The organism is Novosphingobium aeonii, from assembly GCF_052279045.1.
Lineage (GTDB): Bacteria > Pseudomonadota > Alphaproteobacteria > Sphingomonadales > Sphingomonadaceae > Novosphingobium.
This window is the reverse complement of the sequence record NZ_CP176832.1, coordinates 2,435,340-2,450,863: the sequence shown is the minus strand read 5'-3', so window position 1 is coordinate 2,450,863 and position 15,524 is coordinate 2,435,340. Positions and strand designations below refer to the sequence as shown.

The 15,524-nt window shown below is 63.9% G+C and carries 17 protein-coding genes; 13 read left to right on the top strand and 4 right to left on the bottom strand.

Annotated elements, in window-relative coordinates; translation table 11 throughout:
• Nucleotides 1–121 precede the first annotated feature (121 nt).
• On the top strand, nt 122–1,297 hold the full coding sequence (locus tag ACLIMP_RS11885; RefSeq protein ID WP_054437666.1) for an FAS1-like dehydratase domain-containing protein: 1,176 nt from the start codon (nt 122–124) through the stop codon (nt 1,295–1,297).
• Nucleotides 1,298–1,318: 21 nt separating this feature from the next.
• Here the strand turns inward: ACLIMP_RS11885 and ACLIMP_RS11880 are convergent, their stop codons facing one another.
• From ACLIMP_RS11880 to ACLIMP_RS11870, 3 genes are all read right to left on the bottom strand, one after another.
• Entirely contained in the window at nt 1,319–1,789 is a 471-nt protein-coding gene (locus ACLIMP_RS11880) for a DUF805 domain-containing protein (RefSeq protein WP_324695600.1), read from the bottom strand.
• Entirely contained in the window at nt 1,786–3,087 is a 1,302-nt protein-coding gene (locus ACLIMP_RS11875; protein WP_443477866.1) for an ammonium transporter, read from the bottom strand. The genes ACLIMP_RS11880 and ACLIMP_RS11875 overlap by 4 nt, the downstream gene beginning before the upstream one ends.
• 105 nt (nt 3,088–3,192) lie before the next feature.
• A complete protein-coding gene (locus ACLIMP_RS11870) occupies nt 3,193–4,212 on the bottom strand; it encodes a 2-hydroxyacid dehydrogenase (RefSeq protein WP_324695596.1) in 1,020 nt (339 codons plus the stop codon).
• An 81-nt stretch (nt 4,213–4,293) separates the two neighbouring features.
• On the opposite strand from ACLIMP_RS11870, the gene ACLIMP_RS11865 reads away from it, so the two are divergent.
• Entirely contained in the window at nt 4,294–4,827 is a 534-nt protein-coding gene (locus ACLIMP_RS11865; protein ID WP_185998771.1) for an SH3 domain-containing protein, read from the top strand.
• A 91-nt stretch (nt 4,828–4,918) separates the two neighbouring features.
• Here the strand turns inward: ACLIMP_RS11865 and ACLIMP_RS11860 are convergent, their stop codons facing one another.
• A complete protein-coding gene (locus ACLIMP_RS11860) occupies nt 4,919–6,112 on the bottom strand; it encodes an acetyl-CoA C-acyltransferase (protein WP_132469004.1) in 1,194 nt (397 codons plus the stop codon).
• A gap of 448 nt (nt 6,113–6,560) precedes the next feature.
• Between ACLIMP_RS11860 and ACLIMP_RS11855 the strand changes: the two genes are divergently transcribed.
• The 11 genes from ACLIMP_RS11855 to nuoI are packed head-to-tail and all read left to right on the top strand — an operon-like array spanning nt 6,561 to nt 15,524.
• Nucleotides 6,561–6,935, top strand: a complete 375-nt coding sequence (locus tag ACLIMP_RS11855) for an NADH-quinone oxidoreductase subunit A (protein WP_054437662.1) — start codon at nt 6,561–6,563, stop codon at nt 6,933–6,935.
• A complete protein-coding gene (locus tag ACLIMP_RS11850) occupies nt 6,932–7,513 on the top strand; it encodes a NuoB/complex I 20 kDa subunit family protein (RefSeq protein WP_054437661.1) in 582 nt (193 codons plus the stop codon). Before ACLIMP_RS11855 ends, ACLIMP_RS11850 begins: the two co-directional genes overlap by 4 nt.
• 7 nt (nt 7,514–7,520) lie before the next feature.
• The gene (locus ACLIMP_RS11845; RefSeq protein ID WP_054437660.1) at nt 7,521–8,267 is read left to right on the top strand and encodes an NADH-quinone oxidoreductase subunit C; all 747 of its coding nucleotides are present in this window, start codon (nt 7,521–7,523) and stop codon (nt 8,265–8,267) included.
• Nucleotides 8,264–9,475 carry an NADH-quinone oxidoreductase subunit D gene (locus tag ACLIMP_RS11840; RefSeq protein ID WP_054437659.1) on the top strand — a complete coding sequence of 404 codons (1,212 nt, stop codon included), beginning with the start codon at nt 8,264–8,266 and terminating at the stop codon, nt 9,473–9,475. The genes ACLIMP_RS11845 and ACLIMP_RS11840 overlap by 4 nt, the downstream gene beginning before the upstream one ends.
• Nucleotides 9,472–9,822 carry a nuclear transport factor 2 family protein gene (locus tag ACLIMP_RS11835; RefSeq protein ID WP_054437657.1) on the top strand — a complete coding sequence of 117 codons (351 nt, stop codon included), beginning with the start codon at nt 9,472–9,474 and terminating at the stop codon, nt 9,820–9,822. The genes ACLIMP_RS11840 and ACLIMP_RS11835 overlap by 4 nt, the downstream gene beginning before the upstream one ends.
• A complete protein-coding gene (locus ACLIMP_RS11830; protein ID WP_054437656.1) occupies nt 9,819–10,019 on the top strand; it encodes a hypothetical protein in 201 nt (66 codons plus the stop codon). The genes ACLIMP_RS11835 and ACLIMP_RS11830 overlap by 4 nt, the downstream gene beginning before the upstream one ends.
• Nucleotides 10,012–10,680, top strand: a complete 669-nt coding sequence (locus tag ACLIMP_RS11825; protein ID WP_185997316.1) for a complex I 24 kDa subunit family protein — start codon at nt 10,012–10,014, stop codon at nt 10,678–10,680. The genes ACLIMP_RS11830 and ACLIMP_RS11825 overlap by 8 nt, the downstream gene beginning before the upstream one ends.
• Nucleotides 10,680–11,981, top strand: a complete 1,302-nt coding sequence (gene nuoF / locus ACLIMP_RS11820; protein ID WP_324695587.1) for an NADH-quinone oxidoreductase subunit NuoF — start codon at nt 10,680–10,682, stop codon at nt 11,979–11,981. Before ACLIMP_RS11825 ends, nuoF begins: the two co-directional genes overlap by 1 nt.
• A complete protein-coding gene (gene nuoG / locus ACLIMP_RS11815) occupies nt 11,981–13,999 on the top strand; it encodes an NADH-quinone oxidoreductase subunit NuoG (RefSeq protein WP_324695584.1) in 2,019 nt (672 codons plus the stop codon). The genes nuoF and nuoG overlap by 1 nt, the downstream gene beginning before the upstream one ends.
• The gene (nuoH, locus tag ACLIMP_RS11810) at nt 13,996–15,042 is read left to right on the top strand and encodes an NADH-quinone oxidoreductase subunit NuoH (protein WP_054437647.1); all 1,047 of its coding nucleotides are present in this window, start codon (nt 13,996–13,998) and stop codon (nt 15,040–15,042) included. Before nuoG ends, nuoH begins: the two co-directional genes overlap by 4 nt.
• The gene (gene nuoI / locus ACLIMP_RS11805; RefSeq protein ID WP_054437645.1) at nt 15,039–15,524 is read left to right on the top strand and encodes an NADH-quinone oxidoreductase subunit NuoI; all 486 of its coding nucleotides are present in this window, start codon (nt 15,039–15,041) and stop codon (nt 15,522–15,524) included. The genes nuoH and nuoI overlap by 4 nt, the downstream gene beginning before the upstream one ends.

The window sequence follows — 15,524 nt, the reverse complement described above, 5'->3', positions numbered from 1 at the left end:
CATGGCGTTGCAGCGCGCAGGCCTGCGGATAGCGCGTGACCTCCAAAAGCGGCGCATGTAATAGACAGCACTGTCGATCATAATAAGGCCGCCCGGCGGCCCGTACGAGAGGAAGTCTGCCATGTCCGATCAGGCCGCTGTGGAGTTTGATTGCTCCGATATCGATCAATATCTCGGCAAGGTCATCGATTCGTCGCCGATCCGGGAGCCGCTGGGCAACAACGATATCCGGCGCTGGGTCCAGGGCATGCACTACCCCAACCTGATCCATTTCGATCCGGCCTACGCCGCGGCAAGCCGCTATGGGCGCCTTGTCGCGCCGCAGAGCTTCCCGATCGTCATGGACGATGGTCACGGCACCTCGCCTTCCTGCGTGGGCTGCATTCCCAATTCGCACCTGCTCTTCGGCGGCGATGAGTTCTGGCACTATGGTCCGCGCGTCTTCGGCGGCGATACCATCACCAATGAACGCATTCCGTTCGACTATGTAGTGAAGAACACCGGCTTCGGGCCGACCTGCTTCCAGCGCGGCGACAATTTCTACCGCAACCAGCACGGCGAGCTGATCTCGAAGCAGCGCTCGACCGCGATCCGCTATCTCGCCCATGCCGGCGGCGATACCGTCAACACTGCCGAGTTCGAAGAGCCGGAATGGACTGACGAGGAACTGGAAAAGCTGGAAGAACGCAAGTTCGCGTGGATCCAGATGCTTCACGATCTCGGGCATGGCGAGCGCTGGTGGGATGACGTTCAGGTGGGTGACAACCTGCCCGAGCGTGTCTTTGGCCCTCATACCGTAGCCAGCTTCACCACCGAATGGCGCTCGTTCCTGTTCACCACCTGGGGCACGCTCGACCGCCGCGAACTGGATCTGGCCGCGCTCGGCTTCACGGCCGAAATGGCCGGGCACGAGAATGATCCTCACATGGAGCGGATCAACCCGGAACTGACCGATGGTGCCTACTTCGGCCCATCGCGCGGGCACCTGTTCCCCAAGTATGCCCGCAGGATCGGTATGCCGCGCGCTTATGGCTATGGTGCGTCGATGGGCGCCTGGGTGACCGACTATCTCGGCGGTTGGGCCGGTGAATGGGGCATGGTCGTCCACTCCACCGCCAATTATCGCGGCCCGGCCCTCTCGGGCGACGTCACGATCCAGACGGCCGAAGTCGTCGACAAGATGGTGGACGAGGAAGGCCGCCACCTCGTGCAGGTGAAGCACAAGATGATGAACCAGAAGGGCACTCTGATGTGCGCAGGCATCGCGGAAATCGCGCTGCCCAAGAAGCCGGACTGACCCGGGAAAAGGCGGGGCGGCTCAGGCTGCCCCGCCAACCGGCCGCGCGGGCCCGGCGCGCTTGCCCGGCCAGGCCAGCAACGCCAGGTATACGAGCCCGAAAGCCGGGAAGATCGCCCAGTCCACCCAGCTGACGATGTTCTCCACCGCGCTGCGCACGTTCCATCCGAAGGCGATCTGGAGACCTTCGAGCAGGAGTGCCCGCAATCCGCCGATGACGAGCGCCGCGCTCCACCAGCCGCTGCGACCGAAATCGTGCAAGCGTCGGATGGCGAGGGCTGGCGCGGGAACTGCGCAAACCAGACCGATGGCCAGCGCTGCCACGCCAGCGCTCCGGTCATCGACGAACCATGAGATGACTGTCGAAAGCAGCGCAGCGATCATGCTGGCGGCGAGCAGGTAGGCCCAGAGTTCGCCGCGTGATGCCTTGCCGGTGAAATCGAAGCTCGCTCGCAAGGTCGCGCCGATGCCGCGCAGATAGCTCGCCATCATGATACGTCCTCGCCATGACCGTGGTTCGAACGATCGAGACCGGCGCGTTCGGCATCTTCCGATACCCGCATCGGGAAGGCCAGCGAAGCCATGAGCGCGACGATGGCGGTTGCTGCAACGGACCAGGCAACCACCACACCAAGTCCGGACACCTGGGCAATAAGCTGTGAAATCATGGTGTTGCCGGGATAATATCCCACGCCTCCGAGGTCTACCGAGAGGAACGGCGCAAGCAGGAGCGCGCCGGCCATGCCGCTGAGCCCCGCCACGGCGAACACGTCCATCGCGTCGTCGATCTGCAGCGCGCGGCGAACGAAGCGCCGGGCCTGATAGCCGACCGCGGCGCCGACGATACCGAACAGGATCGCCGCTCCCGGCGAGACATAGCCTGCGGCAGGTGCGATCACGGCGATCCCGGCGAGCACGCCTTTACCGCTCGCCGCAGCGCTTACCCGGCCGGTGGCAAGGCGTTCGATCCCCAGCCACGTCAGCACGGCGGCCGCTATCGCGAGGTGAGCGGCGATGACGGCGGCTGCCGCATCGTCATTCGCGGAAAGCGCCCAGCCGCCGCACAGGCCGAATGCACCGGCCCACAGGAACGCGGTTCCGGCCAGAGCCATTACGGGATTGTGGGCTCGCCCGGTTTCGCGGGGAAAGCCGATGCGCCGGCCCATCATGACGGCGACGACCAGTGCAGAAACCCCGGCGCTGGTGAACATGGCGAGGCCGCCTGCCCAATCGAGCGTGCCCACCGTGCGCGAGAGCCAGCCGCCGCCCCAGATCCAATGGGCGATCGGTGCCTGAACGACCAGCGTCCAAAGCGCGCAGAACGCCACGACCCAACCGAAACGCGCGCGTTCGGCCCAGGCTCCGGCCATGAGTACCGGGGGCAGCGCGGCGACGGCGATCTGGAACAGCACGAACACGCTTTCCGGCAGTTGGGTGCCGCTACGCACATTCCCGAGGTCGATCAGCATCCAGGCGTTTCCGCCGCCGATCCAGCCACCCGAAAGGTCGCCGAAAGCCAGCGTATAGCCCACGACAGCCCAGAGCAGGGTAACGACCGCAACGATGGCGCCGGACTGGATCAGGACCGAAAGGGCATTGCGGGCGCGGACCGAGCCGGAATGAAGCAGCGCGAGGCCGGGGATCGCCATGAGCAGGACCAGTGCGCTTGCGGCCAGCATCCATGCGGTGTCGCCGCTATCGGCCACGTCGATCCGTCCAGCCTGCGCCATGGCCGGGCCGGGCAGCGCCGTGAGCGCGGCGAGAATGGGCAGCAGGCCCCGTCTGGTCATCGATTTTCCCCATGAGGCCGGGACCGCGCACCGGGCCGCCGTCGTCAGGGCGGGACTTAACGCAGTAAATCGGCCGGAGACAAGAATGGGATTAGGGAATTGCGCTTAGGTAAGCTCGGGAAGTACCTGATCGGGCGGACGGTGGCCGTCTACCCAGAAGCGGATATTGGCGATGATCCGCTCTCCCGCCGCGCCGCGTCCTTCGTGCGTGGCGCTGCCGAGATGAGGCAGGGCGACAACGTTGGGCAGGGCGAGCAGCCTGGGGTCCACTGCCGGTTCCTGTGCAAATACGTCGAGCCCGGCCCCGGCGATGCGGCCTGAGGACAGGGCGGCGATCAGGGCGTCTTCATCCACCAGCTTGCCGCGTCCGGTGTTGATGAGGCAGGCATTGGGTTTCATCAGGCCGAGCGTGCGGGCGTTGATCAGGTGATCGGTGCCGGGAACGGCAGGGCAGTGCAGGGTCACGACGTCGGATTCGGCGAAAAGCCGATCGAGATCGCCTTCGTAGCGTGCCGCGAACCCGCTCTCGATCGCGGCGGGCAGGCGGTGCCGGTTGTGATAGACGATCTCCATGCCGAAAGCTCTGGCACGGTGGGCGACCGCCTTTCCGATGCGGCCCATGCCGACGATGCCGAGTGTCTTGCCGGCAAGGCTTTGCCCCAGCATGGCGGAGGGGCCCCAACCGGTCCATTCTCCCCGGTAGAGCACTCTGGCACTTTCGCCAAAGCGGCGTGCCGTGAACAGGATGAGGGCAAGCGTCAGATCGGCGGTATCGTCGGTGAAGACGCCGGGCGTATTGGTGACCACGATATCGCGTGCCCGCGCGGCGGCGACGTCGATATGTTCGGTGCCCGCGCCGAAGCTGGCTATCAGCCCGAGTCGCGGACCGGCCTGTGCGATCAGTTCGGCATCGATCCGGTCGGTCACGGTTGGGACCAGCACTTCGCATTCGCTCATCGCCTGTGCGAGGGCGGCCCTGTCCATGGGCTTATCGTCCTCATTGAGAACGACATCGAAGAGTTCGGCCATGCGTGCTTCGACAGCAGGCAGGAGGCGCCGGGTGACGATCACGCGGGGGCGCTCGAACTGCGAATGGGCGAGGGGTGTTTCGGTAACCAGCGTCATTTCGGAAATGGGCTAGGCCTTCCACAGGCGGCCGGTCAAGAAACCTTGAAGAAGAGGCATTCGGCAGCGTATGAAATGGCGATGTTTCGCTGGAATATCCGACAGTCGATCGTTGCGGCCAGGTCCGTCATCAGGGGCCGTATCGTCACGGGAGCCGCAATTGCGTGCACCGCTGCCCTCTGCGGGGCGGTTGCGCCTGCCCATGCCGCCGATGACGACAAGGTTCCCTACTGGGCATCCATCGATACGGACCTGGCCAACCTGCGGGTGGGGCCGGGCGAATCGTACAGGATCGACTGGGTCTATCGCCGTCCACACCTGCCGGTGAAAGTGATCCGCCGCGAAGGCCCATGGCGCCTGATCGAGGACCCGGACGGCGACAAGGGCTGGATGCGTGACCTGTTGCTTTCCCGCCAACGCGCGGCGCTGGTCAAGGCGAAGGGGCTTGTGGAAATGCATGCCGAGCCCAATTCGTCGTCGCCGATGCTATGGCGGGTGCAACCGGGGGTGATCGGCCTGCTGGGCGACTGCAAGCAGGGATGGTGCCCGTTCGACGTGGAAGGGCACAAGGGCTTCGTCGATCAGGAAACGCTGTGGGGTGCAGGCGCGCCCTGAAGTATCTCCCGCAATAACCTGAACACAAAGAAAAACCCCGCCGGATTACGGCGGGGTTTTTCTTTTTCGGCCGAGTGGCGGTCCGGCCGGATCAGGCCAGTTCGATCGCCACCGCAGTCGCTTCGCCGCCGCCGATGCAGAGCGAGGCGACGCCCTTCTTCAGGCCCTTTTCCTTCAGGGCATTGATGAGGGTGACGATGATGCGCGTGCCGGAAGCGCCGATCGGATGGCCGAGCGCCGTCGCGCCGCCGTGAACGTTGACCTTGTCGTGCGGGATGCCGAGGTCGTGCATGGCGAACATGGCGACGCAGGCGAACGCCTCGTTCACTTCGAACAGGTCGACGTCCGAGAGTTGCCAGCCCACCTTGTCCATCAGCTTGGTGATCGCGCCGACGGGGGCGGTGGTGAACTTGGCGGGCTCCTGCGCATGGGCCGACACGCCCACCACCGTAGCGACGGGCGAGAGGCCCTTGTCGGCGGCGAAGCTGGCGCGGGTCATGACGACCGCGGCGGCGCCGTCGGAAATCGAGCTGGAGCTGGCGGCGGTGATCGTGCCGTCCTTGGCGAAGGCGGCGCGCAGGGTGCGGATCTTGTCGGGATTGCCCTTGGGCGGCTGTTCGTCGCTGTCGATCACGACTTCACCCTTGCGGGTCTTGACGGTGACGGGGACGACTTCGTTCCGGAACGCGCCGCTGGTGATCGCTTCCTGGGCGCGGCGCAGGGATTCGATCGAGTAATCGTCCTGGTTTTCGCGGGTGAGCTGGTACTCGTCGGCGGTCACTTGCGCGAAGGAGCCCATCGAGCCGCCTTCGTAAGCGTCTTCCAGGCCGTCGAGGAACATGTGATCGTAAAGCGTGTCGTGCCCGGCGCGCGCGCCCGAGCGGTGCTTCTTCGACAGGTACGGCGCATTGGTCATCGATTCCATGCCGCCGGCGATCACCACGTCGAGCGAACCGGACGCGAGCGCTTCCGCGCCCATGATGACAGTCTGCATGCCCGAGCCGCAGACCTTGTTTACCGTGGTGGCCTGGACCGACTTCGGCAGGCCGGCCTTGAGAGCGGCCTGACGGGCAGGGGCCTGGCCAAGACCGGCCGGCAGCACGCAGCCCATATAGATGCGTTCGATATCCTCACCGGCCACGCCGGCGCGTTCGACCGCGGCCTTCACCGCCGTTGCGCCGAGGTCGGTCGCCGAAACTTCGGCGAAAGCGCCCTGGAGGCCGCCCATCGGAGTACGAGCATAGGAAAGAATGACAATCGGGTCTGAAGCCGAGATTTGGGCCATTATTATGCCTTTCACGCTTGAAAATCAGGTATCCTTCGGAAGCGACGTAGTGTTGCACTGCACCAATTGCAATTGGTGACTCCTCCTCAGCGCAGGGCAAGCATGCTCCATCCCCATGGCGTTGGCCCAGCGCTTTGCAGGCCTTCGACAGCGGCGATTTTCGCAAGCTGGATGCTAAATCTTGCATCAATGAGGCGGCTTGCTGTTTTTGCTCCGAAATTGCCCAATCTCCCGACTTCTGCGGGTTTCGACTTGATGCGGCATCATGACGAACCGTGTCCCGCTCAGGGCTTGTTGCGAATGACTTGCAACACCGCAGAGTTCCGCCATTTATTCCCTTCGGACACCTTGCAGAGGGGGGAGGGCTGGCCTAAGAGCGCCCGCAACAACCGGGCACTGCCATTGGCATGAGTCCGGCTTGCCGTATCCGGTATGAAGGCCAGAACCATTGACTGATCTGTCACAATACCTGCCGATCCTGATCTTTCTCGCGATCGCGCTCGCGCTCTCGTCGGTGATCGTGCTGCTGCCGATGGGCGTCGCTCGCCTGACCGGCACCCACAACCCAAGCGCCGACAAGAACAGCGAGTACGAATGCGGCTTCCCCGCGTTCGAGGACCCGCGCAGCCAGTTCGATGTCCGCTTCTATCTCGTCGCGATCCTCTTCATCGTCTTCGACCTTGAAGCCGCGTTCCTGTTCCCCTGGGCCGTTTCGCTGAAGCTGACGGGCTGGGCCGGATGGCTGACGATGATGGTGTTCCTCGGCGAACTGGCCATCGGCCTCGCCTACGCATGGAAAAAGGGAGCTCTGGACTGGGAATGAGCACGCTCGTCAACTCCGCCGGCCAGCCCCTCGCTCCGGCACTCGCATCAGCCAACGTTCAGGGCGGCGCTATCACGCAGCCCGATCAGGCATTCTTCAAGGACCTCAACCAGGAAGTATCCGACAAGGGCTTCCTGGTCACCTCGACCGAGGAACTGTTCCAGTGGGCCCGTACCGGCTCGCTGTGGTGGATGACCTTCGGTCTCGCCTGCTGCGCGGTCGAGATGATCCACGTCAACATGCCTCGCTACGACATGGAGCGCTTCGGCGCCGCGCCGCGCGCTTCTCCGCGCCAGTCGGACGTGATGATCGTGGCCGGCACGCTGTGCAACAAGATGGCTCCGGCGCTCCGCAAGGTCTACGACCAGATGTCGGACCCAAAGTATGTCATCTCGATGGGCTCGTGTGCCAATGGCGGCGGCTACTATCACTACAGCTACAGCGTCGTGCGCGGCTGCGACCGCATCGTTCCGGTCGACATCTACGTGCCGGGCTGCCCTCCGACCGCCGAGGCGCTGCTCTATGGCGTGATGCAGTTGCAGCGCAAGATCCGCCGCGCCGGCACGCTCGAGAGGTAAGGGCACGATGACCGTTCTGCATTCCGCCCCCAAATTCGCCTCGAACGAAGGTGTGATCGAGACTCTCTCGGCCGCACTCGGTCCGGTGCTGACCGCTGCCCGCGAGGAGCACGGCGAAGTCGTGCTCACCGTCGCGCGCGACCAGATCGAGAACGCCCTGCGCCTGCTGCGTGACCATCACGAATACCAGCAGCTCATGGAAATGGCTGGCGTCGACTTCCCGTCGCGGCCCGAGCGTTTCGAAGTCGTCTACATGCTGCTTTCGGTGACGAAGAACCATCGCCTCATGGTGAAGGTTTCCGCGGCCGAGAACACGCCGGTTCCCACCGTGACCACGCTGTGGCCGAACGCGGGCTGGCTCGAACGCGAAGTGTTCGACATGTACGGCGTGATCTTCGCTGGCAACCCGGACCTGCGCCGCATCCTGACCGACTACGGTTTCGAAGGCCATCCGTTCCGCAAGGACTTCCCGCTGACCGGCTACGTGGAACTGCGCTATTCCGAAGAGGACAAGCGCGTCGTCTACGAACCGGTCAAGCTTGCGCAGGACCTGCGCCAGTTCGACTTCATGAGCCCGTGGGAAGGCGCCGAATACGTTCTTCCCGGCGACGAGAAGGCTGCGCAGCAGCCTGCGCCGCCGCCGGTCGAGAAGCCGAAGACTACCGACAGCAAGGCTGATACCGGCGCCGGTGACAAGGCGAACGACAAGGCTGCCGAGAAGTCCGGCGATTCCGCGAAGGGAGACGACAAGTGAGCATCCAGCTCGAGCAGTCGCCGACCACCGGCGATGAAGTCATCACCAACTACACGATCAACTTCGGCCCGCAGCACCCTGCGGCGCACGGCGTTCTGCGCATGGTCATGGAACTCGATGGCGAGATCATCGAGCGCATCGATCCGCACGTCGGCCTGCTGCATCGCGGCACCGAAAAGCTGATCGAGCACAAGACCTACCTCCAGGCGCTGCCGTATTTCGACCGTCTGGACTACTGCTCGCCGCTGGGGATGGAGCATTCCTACGTCCTGGCGATCGAGAAGCTGCTCAACCTCGAAGTGCCGATCCGCGCGCAGTACCTTCGCGTGCTGTTCGCCGAGCTGACGCGCATCTGCAACCACATGCTCAACATCGGCTCCCACGTCATGGACGTGGGCGCGATGACCCCGAACCTGTGGCTGTTCGAAATCCGCGAGGATTGCCTCAACTTCTTCGAACGCGCTTCGGGCGCGCGCATGCACTCCGCGTGGTTCCGTCCAGGCGGCGTTCATCAGGACGTGCCGCTCAAGCTGCTGACCGACATCGCCGACTGGCTCGATACCCGCCTGCCGACGCTGTTCGAGGACGCGATGAGCCTCGTGGTCGACAACCGCATCTTCAAGCAGCGCAATGTCGACATCGCGCTGGTGAGCAAGGAAGACGCGCTGGCATGGGGCTTCTCCGGCCCGATGATCCGCGGCGCGGGCATTCCCTGGGATCTGCGCAAGTCGCAGCCCTACGACGTCTACGACCGCATGGACTTCGAGATCCCCGTCGGCACCAACTCTGACTGCTACGACCGCTTCATGGTCCGCGTCGAGGAAGTGCGTCAGTCGGCCCGGATCATGAAGCAGTGCCTCGCCGAGATGCCGGAAGGTCCGATCGCCTCCTCCGACCGCAAGGTTTCGCCGCCGAAGCGCGGCGAGATGAAGCAGTCGATGGAATCGCTGATCCATCACTTCAAGCTCTACACCGAAGGCTTCCATGTGCCTGCCGGTGAAGTCTACGTCGCCACCGAGAGCCCGAAGGGCGAATTCGGCGTCTATCTCGTCTCGGACGGCTCCAACAAGCCGTATCGCTGCAAGATCCGCCCGACCGCCTTCTCGCACCTCCAGGCGATGGACTTCATGTCGAAGGGCCACATGCTTCCTGACGCGACCGCCATCCTCGGCGCCATCGACGTCGTGTTCGGGGAGTGCGACCGTTGAGCCGCCTCGCAATCGCCGAAGCCATGATCGCGGCCTACAACGCGCAGGATGCCGATCTCTACGTGACCTACATGACCGACGAAGCCAGCGAAGCGAACTATCGCGGCGCTGTGGTTCGCGAGGGCAAGGAGGGCACGCGCTCGGGTCTCAAGGCGGCTTTCGCCAGGTGGCCCGAGAACAAGGCCGAGATCGTTTCGCGTGAAGAAACCGACAACTATGTCGTTTTCCGTGAACACGTGACGCGCGGTCCGGCAACGGACGGTTCCGATCTTGTCGAGCCTTTCGACGTTCTCGCGGTCTACAGCTTCGAGGGTGACAAGTGCTCGCGGGTTGAGTTCATCCGATGAAATTCAACACGCTCGAACTGACCCGCATCTGGGCCGCCGTCACCGGCGTGGCCCTTGCGGTTTGGTACTTTGCTGCCGTCTATATCGGTCTCCAGCCCACGGCCGTGCTGCCGATGCTGGTAACCGCGATCGGCGGTTTCGAATTGTTTCTTTTCGGCCAGGACCAGTGGCTGAAGCGCAGGGGTAAGCATGGCTGACCGCTATATCGAACCCGACTCGCCCGAACTTCGGGCCCGTTGGGGCAATTTCGCCTGGACCGCCGAAAACGCCGAAAAGGCGAAGGAAGTCGTGTCCCGCTATCCCGACGGGCGCCAGCGCTCGGCGGTGATGCCGCTTCTCGACCTCGCCCAGCGCCAGGTCGGTGCAGAGCTGAACACGCAGGGCTGGCTGCCGATCCCGGTGATGGAATACATCGCCGCCTATCTCGACATGCCGGTAATCCGCGTCGTCGAGGTCGCGACGTTCTACACGATGTACAACATCGCGCCGATCGGCCGCTTTCACGTGCAGGTCTGCGGCACGACGCCGTGCATGCTGCGTGGTTCGGACGACCTTCTCGCCACGTGCAAGTCGCGCGGCATGAAGAAGGGCCACATTTCGGAAGACGGCCTCTGGTCGTTCACCGAGGTCGAATGCATGGGCAACTGCGCCTCGGCTCCGATGGTCCAGATCAACGACGACAACTACGAAGACCTCACGTCGGACCGTCTGAACGCGGTGCTCGACGCGCTGGCGCGTGGTGAAACGCCGAAGGCCGGGACGCAGGATCCTGCCCGACACACCGTCGAGCCCGTCGGTGAGCCGACTAACCTGGCCGCGATGATCACGGCCAATCATGACTATCGGAGTGAGTGGTAATGGCTCTCGCCGACAAGGATCGCATCTTCACCAACCTCTACGGCTATCAGCCGTGGAACCTGAAGGAAGCGCAGGCGCGCGGCGCCTGGGACAACACCAAGGCGCTGATCGAGCGCGGCCGTGACGCCATCATCGACGAGATGAAGGCATCGGGTCTGCGCGGTCGCGGCGGTGCGGGCTTCCCCACCGGCATGAAGTGGTCCTTCATGCCCAAGCAGCCGCCGCTCGACCAGGCCGGCAACCCGAAGCCCAGCTTCCTCGTCATCAATGCCGACGAATCCGAGCCCGGTTCGTGCAAGGATCGCGAGATCATGCGCCACGACCCGCATCTCCTGTTCGAAGGTGCGCTGGTCGCCGGCTTCGCCATGGGTGCGCGCGCGGCCTACATCTACATTCGCGGCGAATACATCCGTGAAGCCGAGACGCTGTTCAAGGCGCGTGAAGAGGCTTACGCAGCCGGCCTGCTGGGCAAGAACGCCTGCGGTTCGGGCTACGATTTCGACGTCTTCGTCCACCGCGGCGCCGGCGCTTACATCTGCGGCGAAGAAACCGCGATGATCGAAAGCCTCGAAGGCAAGAAGGGCCAGCCCCGCCTGAAGCCGCCGTTCCCGGCCGGCGCAGGCCTCTACGGCTGCCCGACCACGGTCAACAACGTGGAATCGATCGCTGTTGCGCCCACCATCCTGCGTCGCGGCGCAGCCTGGTTCTCCAGCTTCGGCCGAGAGAACAACAAGGGCACCAAGCTCTTCCAGATCAGCGGGCACGTGAACCGTCCCTGCGTGGTCGAGGAAGAGATGTCGATCCCGTTCAGCGAACTGATCGAGCGTCATTGCGGCGGCATTCGCGGCGGCAAGGACAACCTGCTGGCGGTGATTCCCGGCGGTTCGTCGGTTCCGCTGGTTCCGGCCGCCGATATCTGGGACGCCCCGATGGACTTCGACGGCCTGAAGGCTGTCGGCTCGGGCCTCGGCACCGCTGCCGTCATCGTCATGGACAAGTCCACCGACATCGTCCGCGCCATCAGCCGGATCTCGTACTTCTACAAGCACGAGTCCTGCGGCCAGTGCACCCCCTGCCGCGAAGGCACGGGGTGGATGTGGCGCGTGATGGAGCGCCTGCGCACCGGCGACGCGGAAGTCGAGGAAATCGACATGCTGCAGCAGGTGACCAAGCAGGTCGAAGGCCACACCATCTGCGCTCTGGGCGACGCTGCGGCGTGGCCGATCCAGGGCCTGATCCGTCATTTCCGTCCGGAGCTTGAGCGCCGGATCGCCGAAAACGTCCGCGAGGCTGCCGAGTAATGCCCAAGGTCAAAGTCGACGGCGTCGAGATCGACGTCCCCAACGGCGCAACCGTGCTGCAGGCCTGCGAGCTTGCCGGCAAGGAAATCCCGCGCTTCTGTTATCACGAGCGCCTGAGCATCGCCGGCAATTGCCGCATGTGCCTGGTCGAAGTGAAGCCCGGACCGCCCAAGCCCCAGGCTTCGTGCGCGCTTCCGGCTACCGAAGGCCAGGAAATCCGCACGGATTCCGAAATGGTCAAGAAGGCGCGGGAAGGGGTGATGGAGTTCCTCCTCATCAACCACCCGCTCGATTGCCCGATCTGCGATCAGGGCGGCGAGTGCGACCTTCAGGACCAGTCCGTCGCTTACGGTCGCGGCGCTTCGCGCTACGACGAGAACAAGCGCGCGGTCACTGAAAAGTACATGGGCCCGCTCATCAAGACGACGATGACGCGCTGCATCCACTGCACCCGCTGCGTGCGCTTCTCGGAAGAGATCGCCGGTGTGGACGAGATCGGCGCGCTCTATCGCGGCGAGTCCATGCAGATCACCACCTATCTCGAACATGCTGCCAAGCACGAGATGTCGGCCAACGTGATCGATCTCTGCCCGGTTGGCGCACTTACCTCGCGTCCCTACGCCTTCGAGGCCCGCCCCTGGGAACTCAAGAAGACGCTGGGCATCGACGTGTCGGACGCCACCGGCGCCAACATCCGCATCGATGCGCGCGGCCGCGAAGTGCTGCGCGTGCTTCCTCGTAACAACGACGACGTCAACGAGGAATGGATCAGCGACAAGGCGCGCTACATGGTCGACGGCCTTACCAAGCGCCGTCTCGACAAGCCGTTCCTGCGCCGTGACGGCAAGCTCGTCGCGGTCAGCTGGAACGAGGCCTTCGCTGCCATCGCCACGTTGAACCCGGGCAACTCGATCGCTGCGGTCGCCGGCGACATGGTCGATTGCGAAACGATGTTCGCCGCCAAGAAGCTGGTCGGCGCGCTCGGTTCGACGCTCATCGAAGGTCGCCAGACCGGGATGGACTATGCAACCGACAGCCTCGCCGCCGTCAACTTCAACACCACGTTCGCAGGGATCGAGACCGCCGACGCGATCCTGATCGCCGGCAGCCACGTGCGCTGGGAAGCGCCGCTTCTCAACGTCCGCCTGCGCAAGGCGGTGAAGCGGGGCGCCAAGGTGTTCCTCGTCGGTCCCGAGTGGGAAACCACCTTCGGCGGCGAATTCCTCGGCGAAGACCTCTCGGTCCTCGGCAACCTTCCGCAGAACGTCGCCGATGCGCTGTCGAACGCGAAGCGTCCGGCGGTCATCCTTGGCGGTGCGGCGCTCGGCCGTGGCGGTCTGGAAGCGGGCCTCGCGCTCGCCGCCCAGTTCAACCTGGTTCGCGACCTTGAAGACGGCACCAACTGGAACGGCTTCAACGTCCTCCACATGGCAGCGGCCCGCATGGGCGGCCTGATGCTCGGTTACGCGCAGAAGGGCGGCATTGCCGATCTCGTCGCCGCCAAGCCCAAGGTTCTGCTCGCGCTCGGCGCCGACGAAGTGGACTTCACCCAGTTCGCCGGTTCGATGATCGTCTACATCGGTCACCACGGCGACAAGGGCGCTCATGCCGCTGACGTCATCCTGCCGGCTTCGGCCTATACCGAAAAGGCCGGCACTTACGTCAACACCGAAGGCCGCGTGCAGTGGTCCGACAAGGGCGTGTTCGCTCCGGGCGATGCCCGCGAGGACTGGACGATCCTTCGCGCCCTTGCCGACGCTTTCGGCGTCTCGGTCGGGTTCGACAGCTTCGATCAGTTGCGAAACGCAATGATCGAGGAAGTTCCTGCACTTGGCAGCGAAGGCCTCGCCGACTACGGGAGCGTTCTGCCTGCCGGGGGCGGTTCCGCTGCCGGCCAGATCGCCTATCCGATCAAGGACTTCTACATGACCAACCCGATCGCCCGCGCGAGCGCCGTCATGCAGCGTTGCTCGGCCGAACTGCTTCACGGTGAAGACCTGGCGGAGGCCGCGGAATGACCGCTTTCTTCCAGAATCTCGGGATGAGCTACGAGTGGGCATGGTTCGTGTCCACCGTCTGCGGCATCCTGCTCATAGCGCTGCCGCTGATGCTGGCCGTCGCCATGATCATCTATGTCGACCGCAAGATCTGGGCTGCCATGGCGCTGCGCCGCGGCCCCAACGTGGTCGGCCCGTTCGGCCTGCTTCAGTCCTTCGCGGACGGCCTGAAGGTCTTCCTTCAGGAAACCATCGTTCCCTCGGCTGCGAACAAGGGCCTGTTCCTGATCGCGCCGATCGTGACCTTCACGCTGGCGCTGCTGTCCTGGGCGGTGATCCCGTTCAATTCGGGCGCGATCCTGGCCAATATCAACATCGGCCTGCTCTACATCCTCGCGATCAGTTCGCTGGGTGTCTACGGCACGATCATGGCGGGCTGGGCTTCGAACTCGAAGTACCCGTTCTTCTCGGCGATGCGCGCTTCGGCGCAGATGATCTCGTATGAAGTCTCGATCGGCTTCATCCTGATCTGCGTCGTGCTGTGGGCGGGCACGTTCAACATGAACGACATCGTCTGGGCGCAGAAGGGCCACGTCTTCGGCATCATCAACGGTTTCGTCGCTAACCCGCTGCTGTTCCCGATGTGGGTCATGTTCCTGATTTCGAGCCTTGCGGAAACGCAGCGCGCGCCCTTCGACCTTGCCGAAGCGGAATCGGAACTCGTCGCCGGTTACCAGACCGAATATTCGTCGATGGCATTCGCCGCATACTGGCTGGGCGAATATGCCAACGTGCTCCTGATGTGCGCGCTCAATGCGACGCTGTTCTGGGGCGGATGGCTGCCGCCGCTCGACATCCCCGTTCTCTACCTCGTGCCGGGCTTCGTATGGTTCCTGCTCAAGGTCTTCTTCTTCTTCTTCGTGTTCAGCTGGATCAAGGCTACCGTTCCCCGGTACCGCTATGACCAGTTGATGCGCCTGGGCTGGAAGGTCTTCCTGCCCGTATCGCTGCTGTTCGTCGTACTCGTCAGCGGCTACCTCATGGCTACCGGACACTTCCAATGACCGTCGGACAACTCATAAAGAGCTTCACGCTCTGGGAGTTCGTGAAGGCGCACTGGCTGACCTTGAAGTATTTCTTCAAGCCCAAGGCGACGATCAACTACCCCTTCGAGAAGAACCCGCTTTCGCCCCGCTTCCGTGGTGAGCACGCCCTTCGCCGTTATCCCAACGGCGAGGAACGCTGCATCGCCTGCAAGCTTTGCGAGGCGATCTGCCCGGCGCAGGCGATCACGATCGAAGCCGCGCCGCGCGATGACGGTTCGCGCCGTACCACGCGCTACGACATCGACATGACGAAGTGCATCTACTGCGGCTTCTGCCAGGAAGCCTGCCCGGTGGACGCCATCGTCGAGGGGCCGAACTTCGAATATGCGACCGAAACGCGCGAAGAACTGCTTTATGACAAAGCCAAGCTGCTGGCGAACGGGGACAAGTGGGAGCGTGCTATCGCCGCTAACCTTGAAGCCGACGCACCGTACCGATAG